The organism is Streptomyces sp. NPDC050619 (assembly GCF_040654815.1).
GTDB lineage: Bacteria > Actinomycetota > Actinomycetes > Streptomycetales > Streptomycetaceae > Streptomyces.
This window is the reverse complement of sequence record NZ_JBFAIR010000010.1, coordinates 1-23,737: the sequence shown is the minus strand read 5'-3', so window position 1 is coordinate 23,737 and position 23,737 is coordinate 1. Positions and strand designations below refer to the sequence as shown.

Genomic DNA, 23,737 nt, shown 5'->3' with positions numbered 1-23,737 from the left:
GATGACGTCGGCCACGGCAGGGGTCCCACCGACCCCTGCCGCCCCCAAGTCGCGCAAGAGCGTGACCGGCACCCGCAAGACCGTGGTGGCACTGTTCCTGCTGCCCGCTCTCGTGCTGCTGGGCGCGCTCGTGGTCTACCCGATCGGGTACTCGGTCGTCCGCAGCTTCTACAACCAGTCGGGCGACGGCTTCGCGGGAATCGACAACTACAAGTCCCTCTTCACCGACGACGGCATCCGCACCGCCCTCAAGAACAACATCATCTGGGTGGTGTTCGCCCCGACGGTGGCCACCGCGCTCGGCCTGATCTTCGCGGTGCTGACCGAACGAGTGCGCTGGGGCACGGCGTTCAAGCTGGTCGTCTTCATGCCGATGGCGATCTCGATGCTGGCGGCGGGCATCATCTTCCGCCTGGTCTACGACCAGGATCCGGACAAGGGCGTCGCGAACGCGGTGTGGGTGGGCGTCCACGACACGTTCGCCGAGGCTTCCGCGTTCCCGAAGGCGCACCCGGGCCGCGACTCGCCGCTCCAGCCCGATCGAGGCGGCTTCATCACCAAGGGCACCGTCCAGACCGGGGAGACGGTCACCCTGCCCCTCGTCGGCGTCGCCCCCGAGCAGATGCCCGACGGCGCCGAGACGGCCGTAGCGCCGCGGCCCGAGCCGGGGAAGATCACCGGCACGACGTGGCAGGACTTCACCCGCGGCAAGGGCGTCGGCACGCTGGGCGCGCCCGACGCGTCCGAGGTGGGCTACCCCGGCATGAAGATCGAGGCGGTCAAGGACGGCAAGGTCGTCGCCTCGACGAGAGCCGCCGACGACGGCACGTTCACGCTCCCCGAGGCGGCCGACGGAGCCCAACTCCGGCTCCCGCCCGGCAACTTCAAGGAGCCCTACAACGGCCTGGACTGGCTCGGCCCGTCCCTCGTCACGCCCGCGATCATCGGGTCGTACATCTGGATGTGGGCCGGTTTCGCGATGGTGCTGATCGCGGCCGGGCTGGCCGGGATCCCGCGCGATCTCCTGGAGGCCGCCCGCGTCGACGGCGCGAACGAATGGCAGGTGTTCCGCAAGATCACGGTGCCCCTGCTCGCGCCGGTCCTCGCGGTCGTCGCCGTCACCCTGATGATCAACGTGCTGAAGATCTTCGACCTGGTCTTCATCATCGCGCCGGGCTCCTCGCAGGACGACGCGAACGTCCTCGCGCTGGAGCTGTACCGCAAGGGCTTCTCCGAGGACCAGCCGGGCATCGCCAGCGCCATCTCGGTGTTCCTGCTGCTCCTTGTCATTCCGGTGATGTGGTTCAACGTGCGTCGGCTCAAGCGGGAGGTGCGGCGATGACCACGCATGCCGACCGGCTCAGTAAGCCGGCGCCGGTCCAGGTCGTGAAGGCCAAGCAGTCGCTCGGCTCCCGCCTCGTGTCAGGCGTGAGCGGCGGCGTGCTGCGCGTGTTCCTCATTCTCGTCGGACTGTTCTGGCTGGTGCCGACGATCGGCCTGCTGCTGTCCTCGCTGCGCACCCCGCAGGATCTGGCCGCGAGCGGCTGGTGGGAGGTCTTCTCCAAGCCGTCCCAACTCACCTTCGACAGCTACGACAAGCTCCTCCAGAACAGCGACATCACCGACTCGCTCGTCAACACCGTGCTGATCACCGTCCCGGCGACGGCCCTCGTGGTCGTCGTCGGCGCGCTCGCGGGCTACGCGTTCGCGTGGATGGAGTTCCCGGGCCGCGACTGGTGGTTCCTCGGCGTGGTCGGCCTGCTGGTGGTGCCGGTGCAGGTGGCGCTGATCCCGATCGCCGAACTCTTCGGCAAACTCGGCCTGTTCGGCTCCATCTTCGGCGTGATCCTCTTCCACACGGGCTTCGGTCTGCCGTTCGCGGTGTTCCTGCTGCGGAACTTCTTCGCGGAGATCCCGAGGGAACTGCTGGAAGCGGCCCGGCTGGACGGCGCGGGTGAACTGCGCCTGTTCATACGGGTCGTGATGCCGCTCGGCGCGCCCGCCATCGCGAGCCTGGGCATCTTCCAGTTCCTGTGGGTGTGGAACGACATGCTGATCGCGCTGGTGTTCACCGACTCCGGCAGCCAGCCGATCACGGTGGCACTCCAGACGCAGGTACGCCAGTTCGGCAACAACATCGACGTCCTGGCGCCCGGCGCCTTCATCTCCATGGTGATCCCGCTGGCCGTGTTCTTCGCGTTCCAGCGGCAGTTCGTGTCCGGGGTGATGGCCGGCGCGGTCAAGTAGGACACCAGGCACATCAGGACGCTAGGCACATCAGGCGCATAAGGACCTCATTTCGCAGGGGGCGGACCGACACTCGGTCCGCCCCCTGACGTTCACCCACAATCCCCCGTATGCAGCACAACACCGTAACTAACTCACTCCATCGGCCGTTCCCGGGCAGAACGCCCGCGCCGACCCGCCGACCCATGGATGTCCCTTGCCCAGGTTCAGTGTCATTGTCCCCGCGTACAAGGTTCAGGCGTACCTGCACGAATGCCTGGAATCGGTGCTCTCCCAGTCGTATCCCGATCTCGAAGTGATCGCGGTCGACGACTGCTCGCCGGACGCCTGCGGCGAGATCATCGACGAGGCCGCCGCCCGCGATCCACGTGTACGACCACTCCATCTGCCGCAGAACGAGGGCCTCGGCCGCGCCCGCAACGCCGGGATGCGCGAGGCCACGGGCGACTACCTCCTCTTCCTCGACAGCGACGACACCCTCGCCCCGGGCGCGCTCCACGCGATCGCCGACCGGCTGAAGGAGACGGACGAGCCGGACGTCCTGGTCCACGACTACGCGCGCACCCACTGGTCGGGCCGCACCGCCCGCAGCCAGGCCGGCGGCCGGCTCACCGAGCACGGACCTGCGCCCTTCCGTCTCCAGGACCGCCCGGGTCTGCTCAAGCTGCCGATGGTGGCCTGGAACAAGGCGTACCGCAGGGAGTTCGTCGAGCGCGAGGGCTTCGCCTTCCCGCCCGGCTACTACGAGGACACCCCGTGGTCGTACCCGGTCCTGATGACCGCCGAGTCGATCGCGACCCTCGACCGGGTGTGCGTGTACTACCGGCAGCGCCGGCGCGGCACCATCCTGCGCACGACCAGCCGCCGCCACTTCGACGTCTTCGAGCAGTACGACCGGATCTTCGCGTATCTCGAGCAGCGCCCCGAACTCGCCGTCTGGCGGCCGGTGTTGTTCCGCCGCATGGTCGACCACTTCGCGACGGTGTTCACCCGGCGCGACCGGCTGCCGCGCGAGTGCAAGGCGGAGTTCCTGCGCAAGGCCCGCGCCCACTGCCGCCGTTACCGCACCCCCGGCCACCCGGTCCCGCTGCGCTCGCGCCTGCGGCACGCCCTGGTCCAGCTGGGTCTGCACCGCACCTTCCGCGCCGTGCAACTGGCCGGGGCCGTGCGCCGGCGCAGCGGCAAAGCCGCCGTCCGCCTGCTCAAGGCGCTGCGCTCGGCCGTCCTGAGGCTCCACTACCGCGTCCAGCTGCGCCTGCCGCTGCGCGCCGACCGGGCCGTCTTCTCGGCGTACCGGGGCCGCGGCCACGGCTGCAACCCGGGCGCGCTGGAGGCCGCGTTCCGCACCCACGCGCCGCACATCCGTACGGCGTGGATCGCCCGCCCCGAGCACCACCACACGATCCCGCCGGGCCCTCGTCACCTGCGTCCCGGCACGGTCGCCTACTGGACGGCGCTCGCCCGCTCCAAGTACCTGGTCGCCAACGTCACCTTCGACCGCCGCCTGGTCAAGCGCCGCGGTCAGATCCTCGTCCAGACCCAGCACGGCACCCCGCTCAAGCACATGGGCCTCGACCTCCAGGAGCGCCCGGCGGCGGCCCGCGACACGGACTTCGGCGAGCTCCTCCAGGACGTCGACAGGTGGGACTACGTCCTGTCCGCCAACCGCCACTCCAGCCTCACCTGGGAGCGCGTCCACCCCGGCGGCTACACCACGCTCGCCTACGGCTACCCCCGCAACGACATCTTCCAGCGGGCCACTTCGGTCGAGGTGGCCCGGCTGCGCGAGTCCCTCGGCATCCCCGAGGGCACGGTCGCGATCCTGTACGCGCCCACCCACCGCGACTACCGCCGCACCCAGCGCTGCGCCCTGGACCTGGAACGCGTCCTGCGCCGTCTCGGCCCCCGATTCGTCGTCCTGGCCCGCGCCCACCACGACCACGGCGGCCCTCTCGTGCCCGGCGGGGGCGGGGTCATCGACGTCACCGACCACCCGCGCGTCGAGCATCTGTGCCTCGCCTCGGACGCCCTGGTCACCGACTACTCGTCCCTGATGTTCGACTACGCCAACCTCGACCGGCCGATCGTGATCCACGCCGAGGACCGGGAGGCGTACGAGGCGGCCCGCGGCACCTACTTCGACCTGCGTTCCTTCCCGCCGGGCGCGGTCGCGCGCAGCGAGGACGAGCTGATCGACATCTTCGCCACCGACCACTGGCGCGGCTCGCGCTCCGCCCAGCTGCGGGCCGCGTTCCGCGAGCGTTTCTGCCCGTACGACGACGGACGCGCCGCCGAGCGGGTCGTACGCCATGTGGTGCTGGGGGAGACGGACGCCCCGCCGGTCGTGCCGCTCGCCGAGCGCCACCCCGTGCCGTCAGCGGCAGCCGCACTCGTGCGCCCGCCGCTCGCCACCGTGCCGCATCCCGCGGGGCACCTGGCCGTCACCGATCGCGTCTGAACGCCGTTCTCGCGCCGGGGAGTTCGTATGCCGTCCAACCCCTCGCGGCCCACGCCGAGCCGGCCGTCCACCTGGCGTCCGGCGGGACGGCCCGGGCGTCGCCGCGCCCGCCTGGCCGGACCCGGTCCTCGACGAACGGGGAACGCCTGCGGCGACTCGCCGACATCCGCGCCTGCCTCGCCCCGACGTCGACCCGCGCCGGACGCACCGCCGTCGTCCGCCGCTGTCACGTGCGCCGGCACCGGTGCCCGAGGAGGCGGTGGTGGTGGCGTGGAGCGGACGGGCGGGGGAGGTGCCGGCGCGGGTCGGCTGACCCTCTCGGGCCTTACTCGATGACGAGGTCGACCTCGATGTTGCCGCGGGTGGCGTTGGAGTACGGGCAGACCTGGTGGGCCTGCTCGACAAGCTTGCGGCCGGTCGTCGCGTCCACGGAGTCGGGCAGCTCGACGCGGAGGGCGACCTTCAGGCCGAAGCCCTCGCCCTCCTTGCCTATGCCGACCTCGGCGGTGACGGCGGCGTCGCTGAGGTCGACCTTGGCCTGGCGGCTGACGACACCGAGGGCGCTGCCGAAGCAGGCGGCGTAACCGGCGGCGAAGAGCTGCTCCGGGTTGGTGCCCTGACCGGTGCCGCCCATCTCCACCGGGATGGCCAGGCCGAGGTCGATCTTGCCGTCGGAGGAGACGGCACGGCCGTCCCGGCCGTGGGTGGCGGTGGCGACAGCGGTGTAGAGCGCTTCCATGGAAATCCATCCCTCTCAAGTCATGTCGTGAGCGGCCCGGTCCGGCCGCTCACGAGGACAATTAGAGCACACAATTAAATTGCCTACAACTAAATGACGGACACAAGCTACTCTGGAGACATGAACGCGATGCCGACACCCGCCGCCACCGAGGAGAACTGGCTGCGCCTGGACTCCCAGATCTGCTTCTCCCTGCACGCCGCCTCCCGCGCCTTCAACGGTGTCTACCGCGTGATCCTCAAGGATCTCGGCCTGACCTACCCGCAGTACCTGGTGATGCTGGTCCTGTGGGAACGGGGCGAGATGCCCGTGAAGAAGCTCGGTGAACACCTGCGCCTCGACTCCGGCACCCTCTCGCCGCTGCTCAAACGTCTGGAGGCGGCCGGTCTGGTCCGACGCGAGCGCAGCGCCCGCGACGAACGCTCGGTGGAGGTGCGGCTGACCGAGGAGGGCCTCGCCCTGCGCGAGCGCGCGCTCCAGGTGCCGCGCCGGATCGTCGCCGCGACCGGCTTCGACCCCGACGAGATCCGCGCCCTGCGCGAACGCCTCGACGAGCTCACCTCGACGCTGGACGCGGCGGCGCTGGACGCCTCTGCGCAGGAGACGCCGGGCCGCGAGTGACCTGAGGCCGGCGAACGTAGAGCCGGAGAGTTACCCCGTCACGCAGGACGTGCTCCTTCCGGGGCTCCGCGGGCACGAACTCCTCCCCTACGACGGTGAGCTTGACGCGCTCGGTCGGATTCCGCGGAAACCCGTATCCCCAAAGCGGCCACCATCCCCGCCGTCACCGCCGCCGCGCACACGGACAGCAGCCGCAGGGCGACCTCGCCGGGCGGGAGGACGGCGCGCACGGCGTGCATGAGCAGGTAGTACAGGCCGTGCACCGCGTCCACACCGTGCAGCAGCCGCCAGATCTCCGGCACCGAACGCCGCGCGACCTGAAAGGTGACCCGTCCAACCTTCGCCGACGACTCGCCATTCACCACAAGTCATACTTTGTGCTATCAGCAAGCTCTTACCGACGATTGACGCGTCTCCCGCGATTGCAGACTCCAACGCCTGCTTGACTGATGACCGCAAGACGACTGACGAGGGGACGGCGATACATGACGACCTGGCTGATCACCGGCGGTGCGGGTTACATCGGAGCGCATGTCGTGCGGGCGATGACCGAGGCGGGCGAGCGCGCGGTGGTCTACGACGACCTGTCCACGGGCATCGCCGAGCGCCTGCCCGCCGGGGTCCCGCTGGTGGTGGGGTCGATCCTGGACGGGGAGCGCGTCGCCCGCACCCTCGCGGACCACGCCGTCACCGGCGTCGTCCACCTGGCGGCGAAGAAGCAGGTCGGCGAGTCGGTGGACCTGCCGCTGCACTACTACCGGGAGAACGTCGAGGGCCTGCGCGTCCTGCTGGAGGCCGTGACGGCGGCGGAGGTCGCGTCCTTCGTCTTCTCGTCCTCGGCGGCGGTGTACGGCATGCCGGACGTGGACCTGGTGACGGAGGAGACGCCGTGCGTACCGATGAACCCGTACGGCGAGACGAAGCTGGCCGGTGAATGGCTGGTCCGCGCGACCGGCAAGGCCACGGGCCTGTCCACGGCGTCGCTCCGCTACTTCAACGTGGCGGGCGCGGCGCGCCCCGAGCTCGCCGACGTGGGCGCCTTCAACCTGATCCCCATGGTCTTCGAGAAGCTCACGGAGAAAGCGGCCCCGCGCATCTTCGGCGACGACTACCCGACCCCGGACGGCACCTGCATCCGGGACTACATCCACGTGATGGACCTTGCGGAAGCCCACGTGGCAACGGCCCGCGCCCTCCAGTCCTCGCCCGGCCGCGACCTCACCCTCAACATCGGCCGGGGCGAGGGCGTTTCGGTCCGCGAGATGATCGACCTGATCAACTCAGTCACCGGCTACGACCGCTCCCCGACCGTCCACCCCCGCCGCCCCGGCGACCCGGCCCGAGTCGTCGCCTCCGCCGACCGCGCCGCCACCGAACTGGAGTGGAAGGCCAAGCACGACGTCCAGGACATGATCACATCGGCCTGGGAGGGCTGGGTACGGCTGCATCCGGGGGCGGCACGCGATTGATCGGCTCGGCGGGCTCCCTGCTTCAGTCACTCACGCGGGGTCTCCTCCTCATAATCCGGCCGGCACAGTTCCTGACCCACGAGTGTGGTCATGGCCTGCTGGGTGTCCTGTCCGCCGTCACTGGTGACGTACACCACGGCGGTCCGGGTCCCGTCTCGGGTGGCGCCGCCCCAGGTGACATAGCCGAGGAGTTCGCCCCGGTGGCCGAAGTAGCTGCCGCCACAGGGCAACGGGATCTCGGCCAGACCGAGTCCATACCTCACGCCCAGCTCGGGCGCGAGCTTGGTGGTCGTCATCTCGTCGAGCTGCGCCGGAGCCAGCAGACGGCCCCCGAGCAGCGCGGCGTAGAACCGGTTCAGGTCGTGCGCGGTGCTGATGACCGAGCCGGAGCCAACGGCCATACTCGAATTGAGCACCGTGACGTCGATGCCGGTGTCGGTGCCGAACGTGGCGTAGCCCTGGGCGTGCGGCCCCAGAACGAACGGGAAGGCTCCGGGCGTACTGGTGTCCCTCAGGCCCAGCGGGCGGATGATCCGGTCCTTCACCTCCCGTGCCCAACTCCGGCCGGTGACCTTGTGGATGATCATCGCGGCGAGAATGTAGTTGGTGTTGGAGTACGACCAGCCGGCGCCCGGGGAGAACTTGGCAGGGTGCCGCATCGCCAGCCCCACCAACTCCTCGGGGGTGTACGTGCGGAACCGCTCGGCCCGATAGCCGTCCGCGCTTTTCAGCGCGGATATCTCCTGCCCGACATCAGGGATGCCGCTGGTGTGCTGCAGCAGCTGCCGCACGGTGATCTGGCTGCCGTCGTTGCCGTTGCCCCGGACCACTCCCGGCAGCCACTGTTCGACGGTGTCTTCCAGGGACATTCGCCCCTCGCCGATGAGTTGCAGCACAACCGTGGCGGTGAAGGTCTTGGTGGCACTGCCGATCCGGAACCTTCCGCTCCGCGGCATCGGCCTCCGTGTGTTCATCGCGGCCGTCCCGGCGTACGCGCTGTCGCGTGCGTCCGGTGAAGTCACCTCGGCGTGCACACCGACCACCCCAGTGTCGTGGATCGCCTCCACCTGCCGTTGAAGCGGATCGGCCGACGGCGGCTTCGCCGCCGCCGTGGGCGCGGTCGATGCGGCGAGGATGGCTGTAGCCAGGCTGGTCAGGACGAGCAGGCCTCGCCGACGCCTTCTCAACCCATGCATGACGACCCCTTCTCTGCTGAGGTTGTGCGCGAGTTAAGGGACCGCTCAGGCTGTGGCCCGCGACTGTGTCACCCCCGGAGCCGGCGGTCGACGACCATCCCACCAGCGGAGGGGGGATCGCCCCATCCGGCTTTCCCCTGGCGTACCGATGCGCTGTCCTCAGGGCGGTGCCGGGGGGTTACCCCCCTTAAGGATGCTGAGGCTCCCCCGGTCGGCCCCGACCAGCAAGATCACGATCTACGGCTGGAGTACTGGAGTACTAAGGAGTGACCGTGCTGGCCTGAGAGAGCTCGAATGCCCTGTCGAAGTCCTCGGCCAAGATGGCCCTGCGTTGTTCCAACAGTCGGACGAGGGCTCGATGCATTTCGGGGACTGCCCGATACCCGTCAATGGCCGCACTCAAGCGCGCGTCGGCCTCGATGACAAGCCAGGCGTTCCTGCACCGTTTGGCGCGTGCGGCCTTGGCGTCGCTCTGGAGGAAGCTGAAAGCCGCGGCGAAGCCGGCGGAGGTCAGGGCGAGTACGGCAGCTGGAATGCGGGCGTCGGCCGAGGACAGACCGGTGGCCCCCGAGAACGCGGCCAGTACTGTCGCCGGCAGCCCGAGCAGGATGTGCGCTGTCTTCCAAACACGTCCCCAGACACGGTACGCGCGGGCCTGGCGAATGGATTCGGTGATGATCGCTTGGAATTCACCATGCAAGTGGGCCATCTGAGCAACGCCTTCAGCGTCCGCGTCGGGGGCCTGCAACACGGCAGGTGAAGCGGCGAGGGGGCTCTCGCTGTCATCGACAGTCGTCATGACCAGATGGTGACAGCGAGGGATCTACAGCGGTATGGGAACGCAGCGATCCCCTTGCGGGGTGTCTCGCCGACACGACGGAACCACGGTCAGAGTGCCCCGAGTTCGAACCGGTCAATGGACTACCTACACGGCCTCGCCGCCCAGCTGGACACCGTGCAGACCGACTCCGGTCACAGCAGCGTCTTCTTCGATGCCGAGCCACTACTCAAGCGCTACCGCAAGCGGTACGACAGGGTGGCTGGCTCAGCCTTGAACCCGGCCAAGTCCCGGGATTTCATCGCACACATGCTTCAGGAACTCTGAAAGGGCGTCACCATGACCACACCCCTCACCTGGCAGAAATCGTCCTTCTTTGGCGGCAGCACAGGGGACAGCTGCGTCGAACTCGCCCTCCCCCACACATCCCCCACCCCCATACACCTCCGCGAAAGCGAAACCCCCACCACCATCCTCACCACCAACCCCACCGCCCTGCACGCCCTCCTGACCACAGTCAAGAGCGGCAACGACCTGACCGGATGAGCACCCCCGCCCGAACGAACCGCGCCCCGCACCAAGGCCCGGGTTCTCGACCCGGACCTTGGTGCGTTGTGTTCGCTGTGCCGACCGCGACCTGCGGCAGGCATCACCGCGCGTGTTCCGGCTACCTGACGGTGCGGTAGGCGTTGATCATTGTCTGGCTGACGGTGTTGCCCTTGATGTCCGCAGCCGTGGCCTTGAAGGACACGGAGCCGGGCGTCCGGGGCTGTGTCAGGGTCACCGAGCGCTTGCCGCCAGGCGCGGTGTGCACCCGTGTGTTCTTCCAGGTGCGACCGCCGTCGTACGACACTTGGACGGTCAGCGACCGCAGGGCACCGCGGGCGGCCGCCGCGCCCTGGACCGTCAGCGGGACGGTGATCCGGGCACCCGCCTTGGCGGTGCTGCCCAGACCGAGCTTCGGGCTGAAGCGGACGACGGACAGCGGCATGGTGGCCACCTTGGCGCTGGAGACGGGGCTCAGGGTGAGGTTCCAGACCGCGGACACCCGGGTGCCGACCCGGTGGACGGCGGCGCTGCGGGAGGCGTCGATGCTGAGCCGGTAACGGGCGGTGTGGTCCTTCAAGCCGCTGCCGTTGGGCATCAGGCAGGGGTCGCCCTTCGCGTCGGTGAGGGTGGTGCCGCCCGTCGCGAACCGGGTGCGGTAGGTGTCCGTGGCACCCGGGAGGTAATCGTGGCCGGCACCGTCGGCGAACATGGGCACGCAGAAGGCGTACAGGTCTCCCGAGTAGGCGCCTCCCGAGTTCTTGGAGAGGAGCGGACCGAACACGCCGGTGTTGTAGGTCTGCCGGTAGCTGCGGCCGGGCTGGTAGCGCCGGGCGCCGGACTGCAGTGTGCCCATGTCCGGGTGGGCGGTGGAGCCGAGGGCCATGCCCAGGTCCCAGCGCACGTCGTGGTCTGTGGACACGTACTGGATGCCGGAGTGGTACGGCGCCTTCCGCGCGGCTCCTTCGAGAGATGACATCACCCAGCCGAACGCGTCCCAGCCGGGCACGGACCAGGAGACCTTCGGGGTGGCGCGGGTGCCCGCGGCGACGGAGCCGGTCGCCGTGACGACCTTGGCGAGCCCGCGCGCCGGGACGGTGCGGTTCAGGCCGGTGAACATGGTGCCCTTGCGGGTGACGACCAGGTTGTACTGCGGGTCGGTGGCGCCACGCTGCCAGATGCCGCCGAACTGGGCGATGAAGTCCTTCGCCGGTGCGGCGGGCCCGGCCTGGGCCAGGTAGACGCGGTCGTAGTCGTTCGAGAGCAGACCGCCCGCGTAGTCGTAATCGGAAACGGCGCCGTGGGATGCGAAGACCGCCTGGGCGGTACGGAGCTTTGCCCGGGCGTCAGGCGCGGTGACGTGGCCCCCCTTGGCGGTGCGGGCGTCGAGGGTGAGGGTGCGGTCGCGGTCCATCACCAGTCGGGGCGTGACCAGCCAGGCCAGCTCGTCGCGGCCCCCGGTGGTGCGCCCGATCCGGGTGTCCAGCAGATAGCGGCCTTTCGGCAGCCGGATGGTGACCTTGCCGTCGCGGTCCTTGTCGCCGGAGTCGTACGGGCGGTACACCTGGACGGCGTCCTGGCCGACGATGGTGAGGTCGGCGTCCGGGGCGGGCTTTCCGTCCCGGCCGGTGGTCTTCAGGGTCAGGGTGTACGACTGCACCTCGCGCACGATGCCGACGGCGCTGCGTACCGTCTGGGCGCCGCCGGCCGCGGTGACAGCGGCCGACCAGGCCCCGTCGGCCAGGCCTGCGGAGCGCGTGTCGGCGGTGACGGTGGCGTCTGCCGTGCCGCCCGCCGCCACGGTCAGCCGCGCGGGAGAGACCGTGAACACACCTGCCGAGGGGGCGGGTTTGCCGTCCGGGCCGATCTGCTCGGTGAGGGAGAGGTCGAGGGTGACCGGCTCGTCCCCGGTGTTGGTGTAAGTGAGGGTGCGGCTGACCGGCTGGTCGTCGGCGTGCGGCCACTGCTGCGTGCCGAGGTCGACGGAGGCGGGGGCAGCGGTCACCGTCTGGTGGATCGCCCGGCCGACGTCGACCCGGCCGGCGCCGACCGCATAGGCGCTCTGCCCGGTCAGCGGCTTGGCGGAGGCCAGCAAACCGGCCTTGAGCTGCTGCCCGGTCCAGTCGGGGTGCCGCTGGGCGAGGATCGCGGCGGCGCCGGCAGTGGCGGGGGTGGCCATCGAGGTACCGGACATCGAGACGTAGCCCGGGGTCGCGGCGTCGTCATCGTGGCTGCGGGCCGCCTTGGCGGCGATGACGTCCACGCCGGGCGCGGATATGTCGGGCTTCAAGGCGGAGTCGGCCGTCGGGCCCCGGCTGGAGAAGTCGGCGAGCTTGTCGCCGTGGTCGACGGCGGCCACGGTGAGCGCCTGCTCCGCGGAGCCGGGGCTGCCGACGGTGCCGGCGGTCGGACCCTCGTTGCCGGCGGCGATGGTGAACAAGGTGCCGGAGGACTTCGACAGGTCGTTCACCGCCTGTTCGAGCAGGTCTGCCCCCGTGAAGTCCGTGCCTCCCAGGCTCATGCTGACGACCTTCGCCTTCTGCTGCACGGCCCACTGCATCCCGGCGAGGATGCCGGAGTCATCGCCGCTGCCGGAGTCGTCGAGCACCTTGCCGACGAGCAGCCGGGCGCCCGGCGCGACACCGACGTACCTGCCGCCGCTCCTGACCCCGGACCCGGCGAGGGTGGAGGCCACGTGCGTACCGTGCCCGACGAAGTCGTCCGTGCTGCCTGCGCCGGAGAAGTCCTTCGCGGCGGCGATACGGTCCTTCACGTCAGGGTGGGTGGCGTCGATCCCGGTGTCCAGGACCGCGACCCTGACACCCGCGCCGTCGTAACCCGCCTTCCACGCGACCGGCGCGCCGATCTGCACCGGGCCGCCCTTGGGATCCGGGGCGTCCACGGCCGACGAGTCGGCCTGCCCCGCCGGGGCGCCGGCCGCCGCCGTCCGCGCGCCGCCCGAGCGCAACTCCCTGCGGCCGTCGAGCCAGATACGGTCGACGCCGGGTGCGGTCGTCAGGTCACGGGGCCGGCCGGCGATCGGGGCGGTCAGCGCGTCGAACACACCCTCGGCGTCGGGCTTGGGCGCGGTCATCGACTCCCCGTGCACCACGGACAGTTGCCGCCGCACGTCGGCGTCGGCGGCCCGTACCGCCCGGCGGGCGCTCTGCTGGGCGGCCCCCTTCCGGTACGACACGATCAGCGGCACGCTCCGCCGGTGCGCGTCGTCGTAGTCGGCTGCCGCGAGGCCCGTCACGTCGAACAGCCGCCGGTCCAGGCGCCCGTCGGCCAGCAGCCTGCTGACGTCTGCCGGTATCACGAAGGTGTGCCCGGCGAAGCGCTGCAGGGACAGCGGCACGCCGGCACGTCCATCGCCGCGCGTCACCCCAGTGACCCGCCCCTTCGCGTCCAAGCCGACCGTGTCCCCGGTGATGAGCGTGATCCGCTCGGCGGTCCGGCCCGCTCCGGTCCGCTCCCCCAACAGGGCCGACGGCGCCGAACCGGCCTGTCCGGTCCCATGGTTGCGTGCCGACGGTGCGGCCGCGGCAGGCAATGCCCCGGCGGCCAAAGCGATCAGCGCCACGAGGACGGTGCCGGGCAGCACCGCCTTCCGGCAACCGCCTCTCCTGCGTTGTGTCCTCAACTCGTTCCTTCCCTTCCAAGCGCCCGTGTCGCCACGGGCCGTGAACAAACGTCACGGCCGAACTGCTCATGCGCTCCTTCCGGCCGTCGCCCCCGACTTTCGTTGCGGTGACGGCCGCCCACATCCGCCGGCCGGCCTAGACATTCAGGCCGGCCTCAGCCGGTCGGCCGAATATCCACAACAGTCGGAACGCCAGTCCGCCCAGCACCGTCTGACAGAAACGCAGCGCAGTTGAGCCCGCGAGAGGCGTGAAGGAAAGAAAGGGGCCCTACGCGGGCTCTCTACGGCACGGCCGTCACCCCGGTGGACGGAAGAACTCCGTGAAGGAGCTGTGCACTTCTTGGACTATCAAGCATTTGTCTCTTCTCAATCAGCCTCATTGGCAACAAAATGATGGCGACCTTGGGGAACTGACCACTCCACTTCGCGCGCGGATACGTGTCTCACGTATGCGCAGGGGGAAGGCACTCTGTGTCTCAGCAACACCGCGGCCGGCGCCGCCGCCTCGGCCGCAGAGCCGTGTCGCTCCTGGCCCCGGCAGTCGCCGGCGGCCTTCTGCTTCTCGCCTCCAGCCCGCCCACGCAGGCCGCGCCCACCGGACCGACGGCGCGGCAACCGGCCGACATCAGCCGGCAGACGTACTCCGCCGGTACCTACCTCGTCCAACTCGCCGACAAGCCCGTTGCCACGTACGGCAAGACAGCGCCGGCCCCTGGCGAGAAGGTGAACCCCCGCTCCGAGGCCGTACGCGACTACCTCGGCCGGCTGAAGCAGGCACGCGACCAGGTCCTGGACGAGGTGCGGGGCGTCACACCGCTGTACACCTACCAGTACGTACTGAACGGGTTCTCCGCCAAACTGACGGCCAGCCAGGCCGCCGAACTGGCCCGCACCCCGGGCGTCGTCTCGCTGGCCCGCAGCAAGGCGAACCACCTGGCCGCCACGACCACCACAGCAGGTACCGCGACCACAGCCGGTACCGCGACCGCGACCACCGCCGGCACCGCGACCACGGCCGGTTCCCTCCCGCCCGCCGACACGGTCGGGTTCCTGGGACTGAAGAAGCGCGGCGGTCTGTACTCCAAAATTCCCGGCGGTCAGCGGAACGCGGGGCAGGGGATGATCATCGGTCTGCTGGACTCCGGTATCGACACCGACAACCCGTCGTTGCGGGCCCTTCCGGAGCCCCGGCCCGACGCCGAGGTCATCGCGAAGAAGTGGAAGGGCGGCTGTGACCCCGGCGACGACCCCGCGCACCGGGTCACCTGCAACAACAAGGTGATCGGCGCCCAGTACTACAACAAGGACGTCACCGACCCGGAGCAGGACGACTGGCCGTCCCCGATGGACGCCGAGGCCCACGGCACGCACACCGCGACCACAGCGGCCGGCAACGCCGACGTGCCCGCCTCGGTGCCCGACACCGCCATATCCGGCCGGATATCCGGGATAGCCCCGGCCGCGCGCATCGCCGCCTACAAGGTGTGCTGGAACAGCATCTGCGGGACGGCCGACATCGTCGCCGCCATGGACAGGGCCGTGACCGACGGCGTGGACGTCATCAACTACTCCATCGCCGGCGCATACGACGATCCCGACAACCGCCCCGAGTACATGGCGTTGTTCAACGCCGCCAAGGCCGGGGTCTTCGTCTCCGCCTCCTCGGGCAACTCAGGGCCCGGCACCGCCGCCAACGGGATCCCGTGGGTGACGACCGTGGCCGCCTCCACCCACGACGTCGGCTACCGCACGACCGTCACCCTCGGCAACGGCGCCTCCTACTCCGGCGTCGGCACCAGCGCCTTCGCCGTGCCGTCCGCGCCGCTCGTCGACGCGGCGAAGGCGGGCAGGAGCGGGGTGGACGCCACCAAGGCCGGGCAGTGCCAGGCCGGCACCCTCGCCCCGGACAGGGTGAAGGGCGCCCTCGTGCTCTGCGCGTACGGCGCCGTCGTCCTGACCGACAAGAGCGACGAGGTCAAGGCCGCGGGCGGCGCCGGCATGGTGCTGTACAACGTCACCCCGATCGACGCGCAGATGGCCGGCGCCTACACCGTCCCGTCCGTCCACGTCGACCAGGCCACCGGCCAGGCGATCAGGGCGTACGCCGACCCCACCGGCGCCACCGCCGAACTCGGCGCGGCGCGAGCCGTGCACCAAGAGGCGCCGGAGGTGGCCAACTTCTCCTCCAGCGGCCCGGACGTCAACAGCGGCGGCGACCTGCTCCAGCCCAACGTCACGGCCCCCGGCGTGGACATCACCGCCGGCACCACCCCGGGCGGTTCCGGCGGCGCCTTCAAGGGCGAGCAGGGCATCATGTCCGGTACGTCCATGTCCACGCCGCACGTGGCCGGGCTGGCCCTGCTGCTGCGCCAGCTGCACCCCGACTGGTCTCCCATGGAGGTCAAGTCGGCCCTGATGACCACCGCCACCACCAAGGACAGCGCGGGCAAGCCGATCCAGCGCTCCGGCGCCGCGGCCACCCCGCTCGACTACGGCGCCGGGCACGTCGCCCCGAACCCGGCCGACGACCCGGGCCTGGTCTACGACTCCACCTCCGCCGACTGGACGGCGTACCTGTGCGCCCTCGGCCAGCCTCCGGTGACCGCCGACGGCGGCGACGCCTGCGCCACCGCCCGGAAGACCGACCCGAGCGACCTCAACTCCCCGACCATCTCGGTGGGTGACCTCGCGGGGAAACAGACCGTGACCCGCACCGTCACCAACGTCTCCTCCACCACCGGCGTCTACACCGCCACGCCGCAGACGCCGCCCGGCTACGAGGCCCAGGTCTCGCCGAAGAGGCTGGTCGTCCCGCCCGGCGGCTCGGCCACCTACCAGGTCACCTTCACCCGCACCGACGCCGCCTTCGGGAAGTGGTCGTACGGTTCGGTGAGTTGGAGCGACCAGACCCACCGGGTGCGCAGCGCCGTCGCCCTGCGGGCCTCGCCGGTCAACATTCCGGCCGAGGCGACCGGCAACGGCGCCACCGGCTCGGTCACCTTCACCCCGAAGGCCGGCTTCGACGGCACCCTCACCACCACCATGCAGGGCCTGTACGCGGGCACGGTCAAGAGCGGCACCCTGACCGGCGTGAACACCGACTTCGACCCGTCGCGCCCGTCGCCCTCCGTGGCCAAGGCCGAGTTCACCGTCCCCGAGGGCGCCGGCCTGGCCCGCGTCGCGATCCTGTCCGCCGAACATCTCGCGGGCAGTGACCTGGACCTGTGGGTGCTGGACAAGGACGGCAGGCTGCTCACCAAGCCGGGCAACAGCAACGACGAGCACGCCGACCTCAAGCCGGGCACGTACACGGTGTACGTCATCCAGTACGCCCTGCCACCGGGTGCCACCAGCCAGACGTACACCCTCCACACCTGGCTGATCGGCCCGGGCTCCCCCGACCACCAGGCCACCGTCACTCCGGCCACGCACCCGGTCTCCCGGGGCGACACCGTCCCGACCACCGTCTCCTGGCGGGATGTGCCGGCCGGCGGCGTCTATCTCGGCCTGGTCGGCTACGGCGACGGCCAGGACACCGTCGGCAGCACCGTCCTGACGGTCACTCCGTAGCGTTCAGTTGATTCGCTGACGGATTCCGAGAATTATCCGTGCTCGCAGCATGCAAGGGCAAGGGCAAGGCGCATGTCTCCATAGCCAGGGGTATTCCTGAACCGGCCCTACACCTGAACCCAGCGGGAGGATGCGACTGAATGGAAAACAGAGGTAATTTACCTCTAGCGGTCGCTAATCCTCAGGAGATATCATGGCGTTACGGAGAATCACCATCGAAGATGGCGTTATTCGCCCAGCCCCCCACACACAAACGCAAGGGAATCGTGAGCGCAATGATGCCGCAAACAAGAGCACTCAAGGAGATGCTATGAGTAGGGTCTTTGGCCAGTTCCGGAGGATGACAGTGATGGCCGCTGTCGTGGCTGCCGCTCTTGGAGCCCTGTTCGCGTCGCAGACGCAGGCACACGCGATGTCGATAAACCCACCTCCCAGTCAGGGCGACTGTATTCCCGCATATAACTGCCCTTAGTAAGGTTCTGTTGCAAGTCCAGGGCGGGCCGGTCGGCCTGCCCTGGACGAGGATTCGAGGTTCGGGGCTGTTGGCAAGCAACGAAGATTGTTTCGAAGCCCCCCACTACTGCATACGCTCAGAGTACGGATGTTGGTGAATCCGTACCCCTGACGCCGTGGCATAGACATTTCGTGACGGCTCGTCGGTTCATCTGGCGGGCCGTTTCGATTTGTCTGTGAGGCCTCGCGTTCCACTGACAGGGATCTGGAGGGCGGCTGCGTAGTAGGCGTAGACGGCACGTGGTTCGAGAAGTCTTGCGGGAGGTATTTCCACGGGATTCCCGTGGGACAGGTCGCTGGAGTACGGCTTGCCCTGGCTCACGAAAGGGCGCCTACACCAACAGCGCCACCGGCAGCGCTACTTGACCAGCTGGGCGTTTCTGCTCATGACCTGCTCCAACTGCGTGCGGTCCAGCGCGAACACCAGGAGGGCCCCGTTGTCGTCGGCCCAGGGGCCCGCGGCGACGCGCTTGCCCTCGGCGTGCAGCCGGGCGAGGGTCGCGCGGTGGGCGGGGCGGGCGGCGGGGCGTTCTGGGGTGCACGTGAAGGCGAGTTCGACGACGTACACGGGGGCCCCGGCTGCTGGAGGGGTCGGACGCCGACGGACGGGTGTCCCTGCCCGGCGGGCAGCGGGAAGATAACCGACACCACTACTCCCACCACCCTGCAACTCAGCGGCATACGACTCCTCGACATACTGCGAGAGCACCAGCACCGGCAGCCCAGGAATCTCCTTACGTGCTTCGAGGGCGGCGCGATTCCTCTACGCGCCTGCGGCCTTTACAGATCCCTCCGGGCACGGCCGGCTCACAGCGCGACGAGGCCGCAGTGTTGGTCGTCGACGAGACCGGCGACGTGAAGAAGGGCACCCACAGCGTCGGATTCCAGCGTCAGTGAAGAAGGTGCTGGAGCGGGCCTGGCAGAAGCTCTCGGCCGGACTCGGCACGCAGGGACGGCGGTTCTACGACTGGGCCGTCATCGTTCTCGCCAATGCGGTAACGCACCAAATCAGGGCGCGGAAGCGCCGGGAGGCTGTACGGGCTTGCGCCCACGAGGCCCGCTGATTCGGAATTAGAGGTTCCACTGGTTTCGCCGCTCGCGACAAAGACCTGAATCGATGCCGAGCCGCTGCTCAAGCAACACCGCAAGCGGTACGACAGGGTGGCAGGCTCGGCATTGAACCCGGCCGAATCCCGGGACTTCATCGCCCACATGCTCCAGGAACTCTGAAAGGTGCCCCATGACCACGCGCCTCACTTGGCAGAAGTCGTCGTTCTCGGGCGGCGGTACAGGCGACGAATGCGTCGAACTCGCCCTCCCCCACACATCCCCCACCCCCATACACCTCCGCGAAAGCGAAACCCCCACCACCATCCTCACCACCAACCCCACCGCCCTCCACGCCCTCCTGACCACAGTCAAGAGCAGCACCAACCTCACCGAATGAACACCCCCTCCCGAACGAACCGCGCCCTCGGCGCCGTCATCGGCTCCGCCGTAGGTGATGCACTGGGCGCACCCTTCGAGTTCGGCCCCGAAGGCGTCTTCTCCGCCCGCTTCCCGAAGCCGGGGCAGGGCGGCGAGATGTGCGGCGGCGCCGGCTGGGACCCGGGCGAGGCGACCGACGACACGCAGATGGCCGTGCTCGTCGCCGAGTCGCTGCTGGAGTGCGGCGGCCTCGAACTCCCCGACGTCTTCCGGTGGTTCCAGCGGTGGGCGGCGGCCGACCCGAAGGACATCGGCCTCCAGACCGAGGCCGTGCTGAGCAGCGGGGACCCGTGGGACCTGGCGGCGGCCCTGCACTTCCAGATCAGTCAACGCGCGGCGGGGAACGGGGCCTTGATGCGGGCGGCACCCTCCGCGGTGTACTTCGCCCGGCAGGGCCGGGAGGCCACCATGGACGCCGCCCGCCGCATCGCCGCACTCACGCACGGAGACCGCGCCGCGTGGGAAGGCACCGCCGTCTTCCACGAGTTGGTGCGGGTCGCGCTGGACGGAGGCGACCCCCTGGACGCCATCGACGACACGCTCACCGCCGTACACCCCGAACACCGGGACCGGTACGCCGTAGTCCTCTCCCCTAGCTGGCACCCGGACCTGGCAACGGAGTTCAACGGCGCGGTCTGGCCCTGCCTCGGTTCCGCCGTCTGGGCCCTGCGGACGACCTCCTCCTACGAGGACGCCGTACGCGCCGCGATCGACCTCGGCGGCGACACGGACACCGTGGCGGCCGTGACCGGCGGACTCGCCGGCGCCGTACACGGAATCACCGCGGTCCCCGAACGCTGGACCGCGCCACTGCATGTACCGCTGCCGGGGTTCGGCGGACGGATCCTGGACACGGAAGAACTCTCCACACTCGCCCGCCGGTTGAACGGCCAGTACTCCAGCCGCAGGAAAAAGTGAGCGGAGTGAGTACTCACTCATTGACGGAGTGAGTACTCACTCCGTACTCTCGCAGTCATGACAGCACCTGAGGAGAACCAGACCACCACCCGTCGCCGCGCCCCCGGCATGTCGCCGGAGCAGCGCCGCAAAATGATCATCCAGACCGCGATCCCGCTGATCGCCGAGTACGGCGCCGCGGTGACGACCGCGAAGATCGCCCGCGCCGCGGGCATCGGCGAGGGAACGATCTTCCGGGTCTTCGCCGACAAGGACGAGCTGCTTCAGGCCTGCATGGCCGAGGCGCTCTCCCCCGAGCACGCGGTCCGCGAACTCGACGCGATCGACGTGTCCCAGCCGCTGCCCGACCGGCTCGCGGAGGCGGCCGAGGCGCTGCAGGCGCACCTGTCCAGGATGGGCGCGATCGCCGGCTCGCTGGGCCATCGCGGCGGCAAGCACCCCGGCACGGTGCGCGGCGCGGGCCGCACCGAGTCGACGACCCGTATCCGCGCGGCCCTCGCGGAGCTGCTGGAGCCCGACAAGGCCGCCCTGCGCCGGCCGCCGGAGCAGATCGCGGCCCTCTTCTTCGGGCTGCTCTTCACCCAGCCGCGTACGGAGGACGAGCCCGACCTGACCCCGCAGGAGCTGGTGGAGGTCTTCCTGCACGGGGCCCTCTCGGGGGGCGCCACGTGAGCGCGCGGAGAAGGCGCCTGGGGGTCACGGCCCTGGCCGTCCTGGCCCCCGTCCTGGTGTGGCTGGTCGCGGACCCACTGCTGGGACACCGGCTGCGAATCGCCGACGGCGAGCAGACGCTCGACATCGGCGCCGTGCCCGTGGCGTTCGTCGCACTGCTCGCGTCACTCTCCGGCTGGGGACTGCTGGCCGCCCTGGAGCGGTTCGGCGCGCGGCGCGCCCGCGCCATCTGGACCAGTATGGCCGGCGCCGTACTGGCCGTGTCCTTCCTGCCGTTCATCGGCGACGGCATGGACGGCGGCACCCGGGTCTCCCTCGCTCTGATGCACCTGGCGGTGGCGGCGGTGCTGATCCCGGGGCTGGGCGGGAGGTCCCCCGGGGTGGGAGCCGGTGTCGCCATGGGGTGACCGCCGACACCAAGTACGCCGCGAACAGCACCAGTTGGAGGCGGCCCAAGCTCAGTCAGCATCAGGCCACATCTGAACAACCCACACCTCAAGGGGATCCTCGTGCGGCCCTTCGGGAGGGAAGGGATCGAGTGCCAGCGGAGCCTCGACATGATCTCGCCCTCGGCAGAGCAAACGCAGGTGATAGCGCCCCGGCCGCAGCGCGATCTCGCCGTAGCAGACGCCGCCCAAGTCGACCACCGCGAGGCGATCTGCCATCGGAGAGCGGAAAGCCCGTTCATACTCCCAAGAACCTGATGGCTGAGGAGCGGGCCCGTCCCACACCTCCAAACGCACCAAAGGGTAGAAATCGTTGTCGCTGGAGGTAAGACGCCAGCCTTCTCCGGGGATCTGAACGATGTCGTCCTCAGCCGGTGCCCGTTCGAAGAGGATGGGGCCGATCTGGATGGTCCTGTAGTACACGCGCGGGCGGACATCAACAGCGTTGACCAGAGTGGACACTTACTCTCCTCACCATCGAGCGAGCAGGGCCCGTCAGGCTAGCCCCGGGCACTCACCAGTGAGAAGCCATGTCTCAACCGAACCTGATCCCTTGATTTCTGCTGGTCAGGAATGGTTTCGCGTGGGGCGAGGGAGGCATGCCGACGTCTTTGCGTCCGCTTCATGACCTAGGTCCTCAGGCCGTCCGCCCCGCCCCGGAAGCCAGGCCGGTACCGGCAACGGCCGGATGGCCGCCCACTCCGCGCAGAGGCCGATTCCAGCCTCTTCCCGAAGCGGAGGGCGGGTCTCCAACAAGCCAACCTCGCACGACCTTGCCACGCGGCGCCGCCACGTCCCGCAGTACCACCGCTGGTGGGGCTCATCTGGAGGAATCTGCTCCGCCGTCGGCGTCGGGCGCGCTCGGCTTCCGCTCGAATTCGGCCTGCACGCGGGTCACCGAAACCCAGTCGCCGAAGAGCAGCGAGCCGGCTCCTCTGACTTCCTCCAGCGTCAAGGCCGAGGCCGCCGCGGAGCCCTTGGCCCTGCGCAACCTCAAGTCCCAGAAGTACATCCAGCCCTCGGGCGGAAGCACCTCCGTCGGTGCCAGGCTCGTCCAGCAACCCCTCTCCTCAGGCGCCTGGCAGTCGTGGTGGCTCGTCGCGGACGGCTCCTTCACCACTTTCTGGAACGACAACTCCGGCCTGAACGCCGGTATCGACGGCGCCAGCACCTCGGCCGGCGCCGCGGCCATCCAGGCGACCCCGTCCGGCGACCTCAACCAGGACTGGACCCTCAACTGGCGCTCGGACAGCGTCTTCGAGGTCAACTACCTGCCACTAAAGTGACGGGCTTGCACAACGGGCATCACTGGGTGTGATGCTGCGTTTGCGTCCAGCCCCACCCCGGCGCGTGCGCCCCGGTGGTGGGACGGGGGCCGTTGACTGGGCCCCGCTTCGCCACAACTCCCAGGCACGGGCCTGGATGTTGCGGGAGCCTCCCCCACTCTCGGCTTCGCTCGAGCGGGAGGTGCCCCCATCGGTCCGCGTGATCAACGAATCCGCAGTTCCGGCACGCGAACCAGGCCTGCGAGACCCGGTTCGCCCTGTCGATGTACCCGCACTCGGCGCAGGTGCGGGAGGTGTACGCCGGATCGACGTACACCACCGGCACACCGGCCTTACGAGCCTTGTACGCGATGAACGCCCCCAGCTGAGCGAACGACCAGCTGGAGTGAGCGGCCCGTTGGGGCTTGCGAAGCCGTACCCGCTCGCGGATGCCCGTCAGATCCTCCAGGGCAATACCGCGACCGGTGCGTTCTGCCTCGGCCACCACATGTTTCGCGATCTTGTGGTTGATGTCCTTGGCCCGTCGCGCCTCCTTGCGCCTGCGCTTCTTCAGACGCCGCTTGGCGGACGGAGTGTTCTTCTTCTGCAGCTTGCTGCGCAGCTGTCGTTCACGGACCCGGCCGCGGTTGAGCTCGCGCCCGGCCATGATCTCGCCGTCGGACGTGGTGGCAATGTTCACGATGCCCAGGTCGATGCCGAGGAAGTCCACCGGATCGGTGTTCAGCGGCGCCTCGGGCACCTCACAGGTGGCATTGAGAAACCACCTGCCGTCCCGGCACACCAGATCGGACTCACCCTTCCGGTACAGGGCCAGGGTGGCCAGATGCTCCGGGGATGCAGTGAACGCCACGTCCTTGATCCGCCCGGCCGTCGTCCAGATCGAGACCCGCCGCTCGGCGATCTGCCAGGACAGCATCCGGTCGTCATACGGCTGCGCCCCCTCAGACCGGAAGACGACCGGCTTCTCCACCGCCCGCCGGTACCGCTTCGAGCCCCGCCTGCCCAGGTTCCCGGCCTTCAGATTGGCCTTGAGCGCGGCGTACGCGTCACACGTCTGTCGGGTAGCCAGAGCGCATTGCTGCGCTCCGGCCCCCTCAGAACCGGACTTGCGACTTGTCACCGCATCCGGCTCAAGCAAACCCCAAAG

The 23,737-nt window shown here is 69.5% G+C and carries 20 protein-coding genes and 4 pseudogenes; 15 read left to right on the top strand and 9 right to left on the bottom strand.

Annotation, left to right across the window (positions count from 1 at the left end; genetic code table 11):
- The first annotated feature begins 1 nt into the window (after position 1).
- The 4 genes and pseudogenes from AB0I77_RS18030 to AB0I77_RS18015 form a co-directional block, all read left to right on the top strand.
- On the top strand, positions 2-1,342 hold the full coding sequence (locus AB0I77_RS18030; protein ID WP_363283549.1) for a sugar ABC transporter permease: 1,341 nt from the start codon (positions 2-4) through the stop codon (positions 1,340-1,342).
- Positions 1,339-2,247 (top strand): carbohydrate ABC transporter permease, encoded by a 909-nt coding sequence (locus AB0I77_RS18025; protein ID WP_363283548.1) that lies wholly within the window; start codon positions 1,339-1,341, stop codon positions 2,245-2,247. The genes AB0I77_RS18030 and AB0I77_RS18025 overlap by 4 nt, the downstream gene beginning before the upstream one ends.
- A 196-nt stretch (positions 2,248-2,443) precedes the next feature.
- Positions 2,444-4,705, top strand: a complete 2,262-nt coding sequence (locus AB0I77_RS18020) for a bifunctional glycosyltransferase family 2 protein/CDP-glycerol:glycerophosphate glycerophosphotransferase (RefSeq protein ID WP_363283547.1) — start codon at positions 2,444-2,446, stop codon at positions 4,703-4,705.
- 88 nt (positions 4,706-4,793) lie between these two features.
- Positions 4,794-5,018: pseudogene (locus AB0I77_RS18015) on the top strand (hypothetical protein); the annotation flags it as partial.
- Positions 5,019-5,030: 12 nt separating this feature from the next.
- Here the strand turns inward: AB0I77_RS18015 and AB0I77_RS18010 are convergent.
- Positions 5,031-5,444: an organic hydroperoxide resistance protein gene (locus tag AB0I77_RS18010; protein WP_363283546.1), complete on the bottom strand. Its 414-nt coding sequence runs from the start codon at positions 5,442-5,444 to the stop codon at positions 5,031-5,033.
- 120 nt (positions 5,445-5,564) lie between these two features.
- Between AB0I77_RS18010 and AB0I77_RS18005 the strand changes: the two genes are divergently transcribed.
- Positions 5,565-6,065 carry a MarR family transcriptional regulator gene (locus tag AB0I77_RS18005; protein WP_363283545.1) on the top strand — a complete coding sequence of 167 codons (501 nt, stop codon included), beginning with the start codon at positions 5,565-5,567 and terminating at the stop codon, positions 6,063-6,065.
- A gap of 128 nt (positions 6,066-6,193) precedes the next feature.
- Here AB0I77_RS18005 and AB0I77_RS18000 read toward each other — a convergent pair.
- A pseudogene (locus tag AB0I77_RS18000) lies at positions 6,194-6,394 on the bottom strand (hypothetical protein); the annotation flags it as partial.
- Positions 6,395-6,550: 156 nt separating this feature from the next.
- Here AB0I77_RS18000 and galE point away from each other — a divergent pair.
- Positions 6,551-7,534, top strand: a complete 984-nt coding sequence (gene galE / locus AB0I77_RS17995; RefSeq protein ID WP_363283544.1) for a UDP-glucose 4-epimerase GalE — start codon at positions 6,551-6,553, stop codon at positions 7,532-7,534.
- Between the two features lie 26 nt (positions 7,535-7,560).
- On the opposite strand, the gene AB0I77_RS17990 is transcribed toward galE, so the two are convergent.
- On the bottom strand, positions 7,561-8,730 hold the full coding sequence (locus AB0I77_RS17990) for a serine hydrolase domain-containing protein (RefSeq protein WP_363283543.1): 1,170 nt from the start codon (positions 8,728-8,730) through the stop codon (positions 7,561-7,563).
- A 259-nt stretch (positions 8,731-8,989) separates the two neighbouring features.
- Positions 8,990-9,529, bottom strand: coding sequence for a hypothetical protein (locus AB0I77_RS17985; protein ID WP_363283542.1), 540 nt, complete (start codon positions 9,527-9,529; stop codon positions 8,990-8,992).
- Positions 9,530-9,646: 117 nt separating this feature from the next.
- Between AB0I77_RS17985 and AB0I77_RS17980 the strand changes: the two genes are divergently transcribed.
- Together AB0I77_RS17980 and AB0I77_RS17975 are read left to right on the top strand one after the other, a co-directional pair.
- Entirely contained in the window at positions 9,647-9,835 is a 189-nt protein-coding gene (locus AB0I77_RS17980) for a Scr1 family TA system antitoxin-like transcriptional regulator (protein ID WP_363283541.1), read from the top strand.
- A 12-nt stretch (positions 9,836-9,847) separates the two neighbouring features.
- Complete coding sequence (locus AB0I77_RS17975; RefSeq protein ID WP_363283539.1) at positions 9,848-10,054, top strand: DUF397 domain-containing protein; 207 nt, start codon at positions 9,848-9,850, stop codon at positions 10,052-10,054.
- 121 nt (positions 10,055-10,175) lie between these two features.
- On the opposite strand, the gene AB0I77_RS17970 is transcribed toward AB0I77_RS17975, so the two are convergent.
- The gene (locus tag AB0I77_RS17970; protein WP_363283538.1) at positions 10,176-13,697 is read right to left on the bottom strand and encodes a S8 family serine peptidase; all 3,522 of its coding nucleotides are present in this window, start codon (positions 13,695-13,697) and stop codon (positions 10,176-10,178) included.
- 471 nt (positions 13,698-14,168) lie between these two features.
- Between AB0I77_RS17970 and AB0I77_RS17965 the strand changes: the two genes are divergently transcribed.
- Positions 14,169-17,267 (top strand): S8 family serine peptidase, encoded by a 3,099-nt coding sequence (locus AB0I77_RS17965; RefSeq protein WP_363283537.1) that lies wholly within the window; start codon positions 14,169-14,171, stop codon positions 17,265-17,267.
- An 871-nt stretch (positions 17,268-18,138) separates the two neighbouring features.
- Here AB0I77_RS17965 and AB0I77_RS17960 read toward each other — a convergent pair.
- Positions 18,139-18,348: a hypothetical protein gene (locus AB0I77_RS17960; RefSeq protein WP_363283536.1), complete on the bottom strand. Its 210-nt coding sequence runs from the start codon at positions 18,346-18,348 to the stop codon at positions 18,139-18,141.
- Positions 18,349-18,414: 66 nt separating this feature from the next.
- A pseudogene (locus AB0I77_RS17955) lies at positions 18,415-18,537 on the bottom strand (DNA-binding response regulator); the annotation flags it as partial.
- Positions 18,538-18,673: 136 nt separating this feature from the next.
- Between AB0I77_RS17955 and AB0I77_RS17950 the strand changes: the two are divergent.
- The 5 genes from AB0I77_RS17950 (at position 18,674) to AB0I77_RS17930 (ending at position 21,265) form a co-directional block, all read left to right on the top strand.
- A complete protein-coding gene (locus AB0I77_RS17950) occupies positions 18,674-18,844 on the top strand; it encodes a hypothetical protein (RefSeq protein ID WP_363283809.1) in 171 nt (56 codons plus the stop codon).
- A gap of 176 nt (positions 18,845-19,020) precedes the next feature.
- Positions 19,021-19,227, top strand: coding sequence for a DUF397 domain-containing protein (locus AB0I77_RS17945; RefSeq protein WP_363283535.1), 207 nt, complete (start codon positions 19,021-19,023; stop codon positions 19,225-19,227).
- A complete protein-coding gene (locus AB0I77_RS17940) occupies positions 19,224-20,186 on the top strand; it encodes an ADP-ribosylglycohydrolase family protein (RefSeq protein WP_363283534.1) in 963 nt (320 codons plus the stop codon). Before AB0I77_RS17945 ends, AB0I77_RS17940 begins: the two co-directional genes overlap by 4 nt.
- 57 nt (positions 20,187-20,243) lie before the next feature.
- A complete protein-coding gene (locus AB0I77_RS17935; protein WP_363283533.1) occupies positions 20,244-20,858 on the top strand; it encodes a TetR/AcrR family transcriptional regulator in 615 nt (204 codons plus the stop codon).
- Entirely contained in the window at positions 20,855-21,265 is a 411-nt protein-coding gene (locus tag AB0I77_RS17930; protein ID WP_363283532.1) for a DUF6069 family protein, read from the top strand. The genes AB0I77_RS17935 and AB0I77_RS17930 overlap by 4 nt, the downstream gene beginning before the upstream one ends.
- 51 nt (positions 21,266-21,316) lie before the next feature.
- Here the strand turns inward: AB0I77_RS17930 and AB0I77_RS17925 are convergent, their stop codons facing one another.
- A complete protein-coding gene (locus AB0I77_RS17925) occupies positions 21,317-21,766 on the bottom strand; it encodes a hypothetical protein (protein WP_363283531.1) in 450 nt (149 codons plus the stop codon).
- Positions 21,767-22,281: 515 nt separating this feature from the next.
- On the opposite strand from AB0I77_RS17925, the gene AB0I77_RS17920 reads away from it, so the two are divergent.
- Positions 22,282-22,590: an RICIN domain-containing protein gene (locus tag AB0I77_RS17920; RefSeq protein WP_363283530.1), complete on the top strand. Its 309-nt coding sequence runs from the start codon at positions 22,282-22,284 to the stop codon at positions 22,588-22,590.
- Here the strand turns inward: AB0I77_RS17920 and AB0I77_RS17915 are convergent.
- Positions 22,582-23,737: pseudogene (locus AB0I77_RS17915) on the bottom strand (transposase); the annotation flags it as partial. The gene AB0I77_RS17920 and the pseudogene AB0I77_RS17915 sit on opposite strands and share 9 nt — an antisense overlap.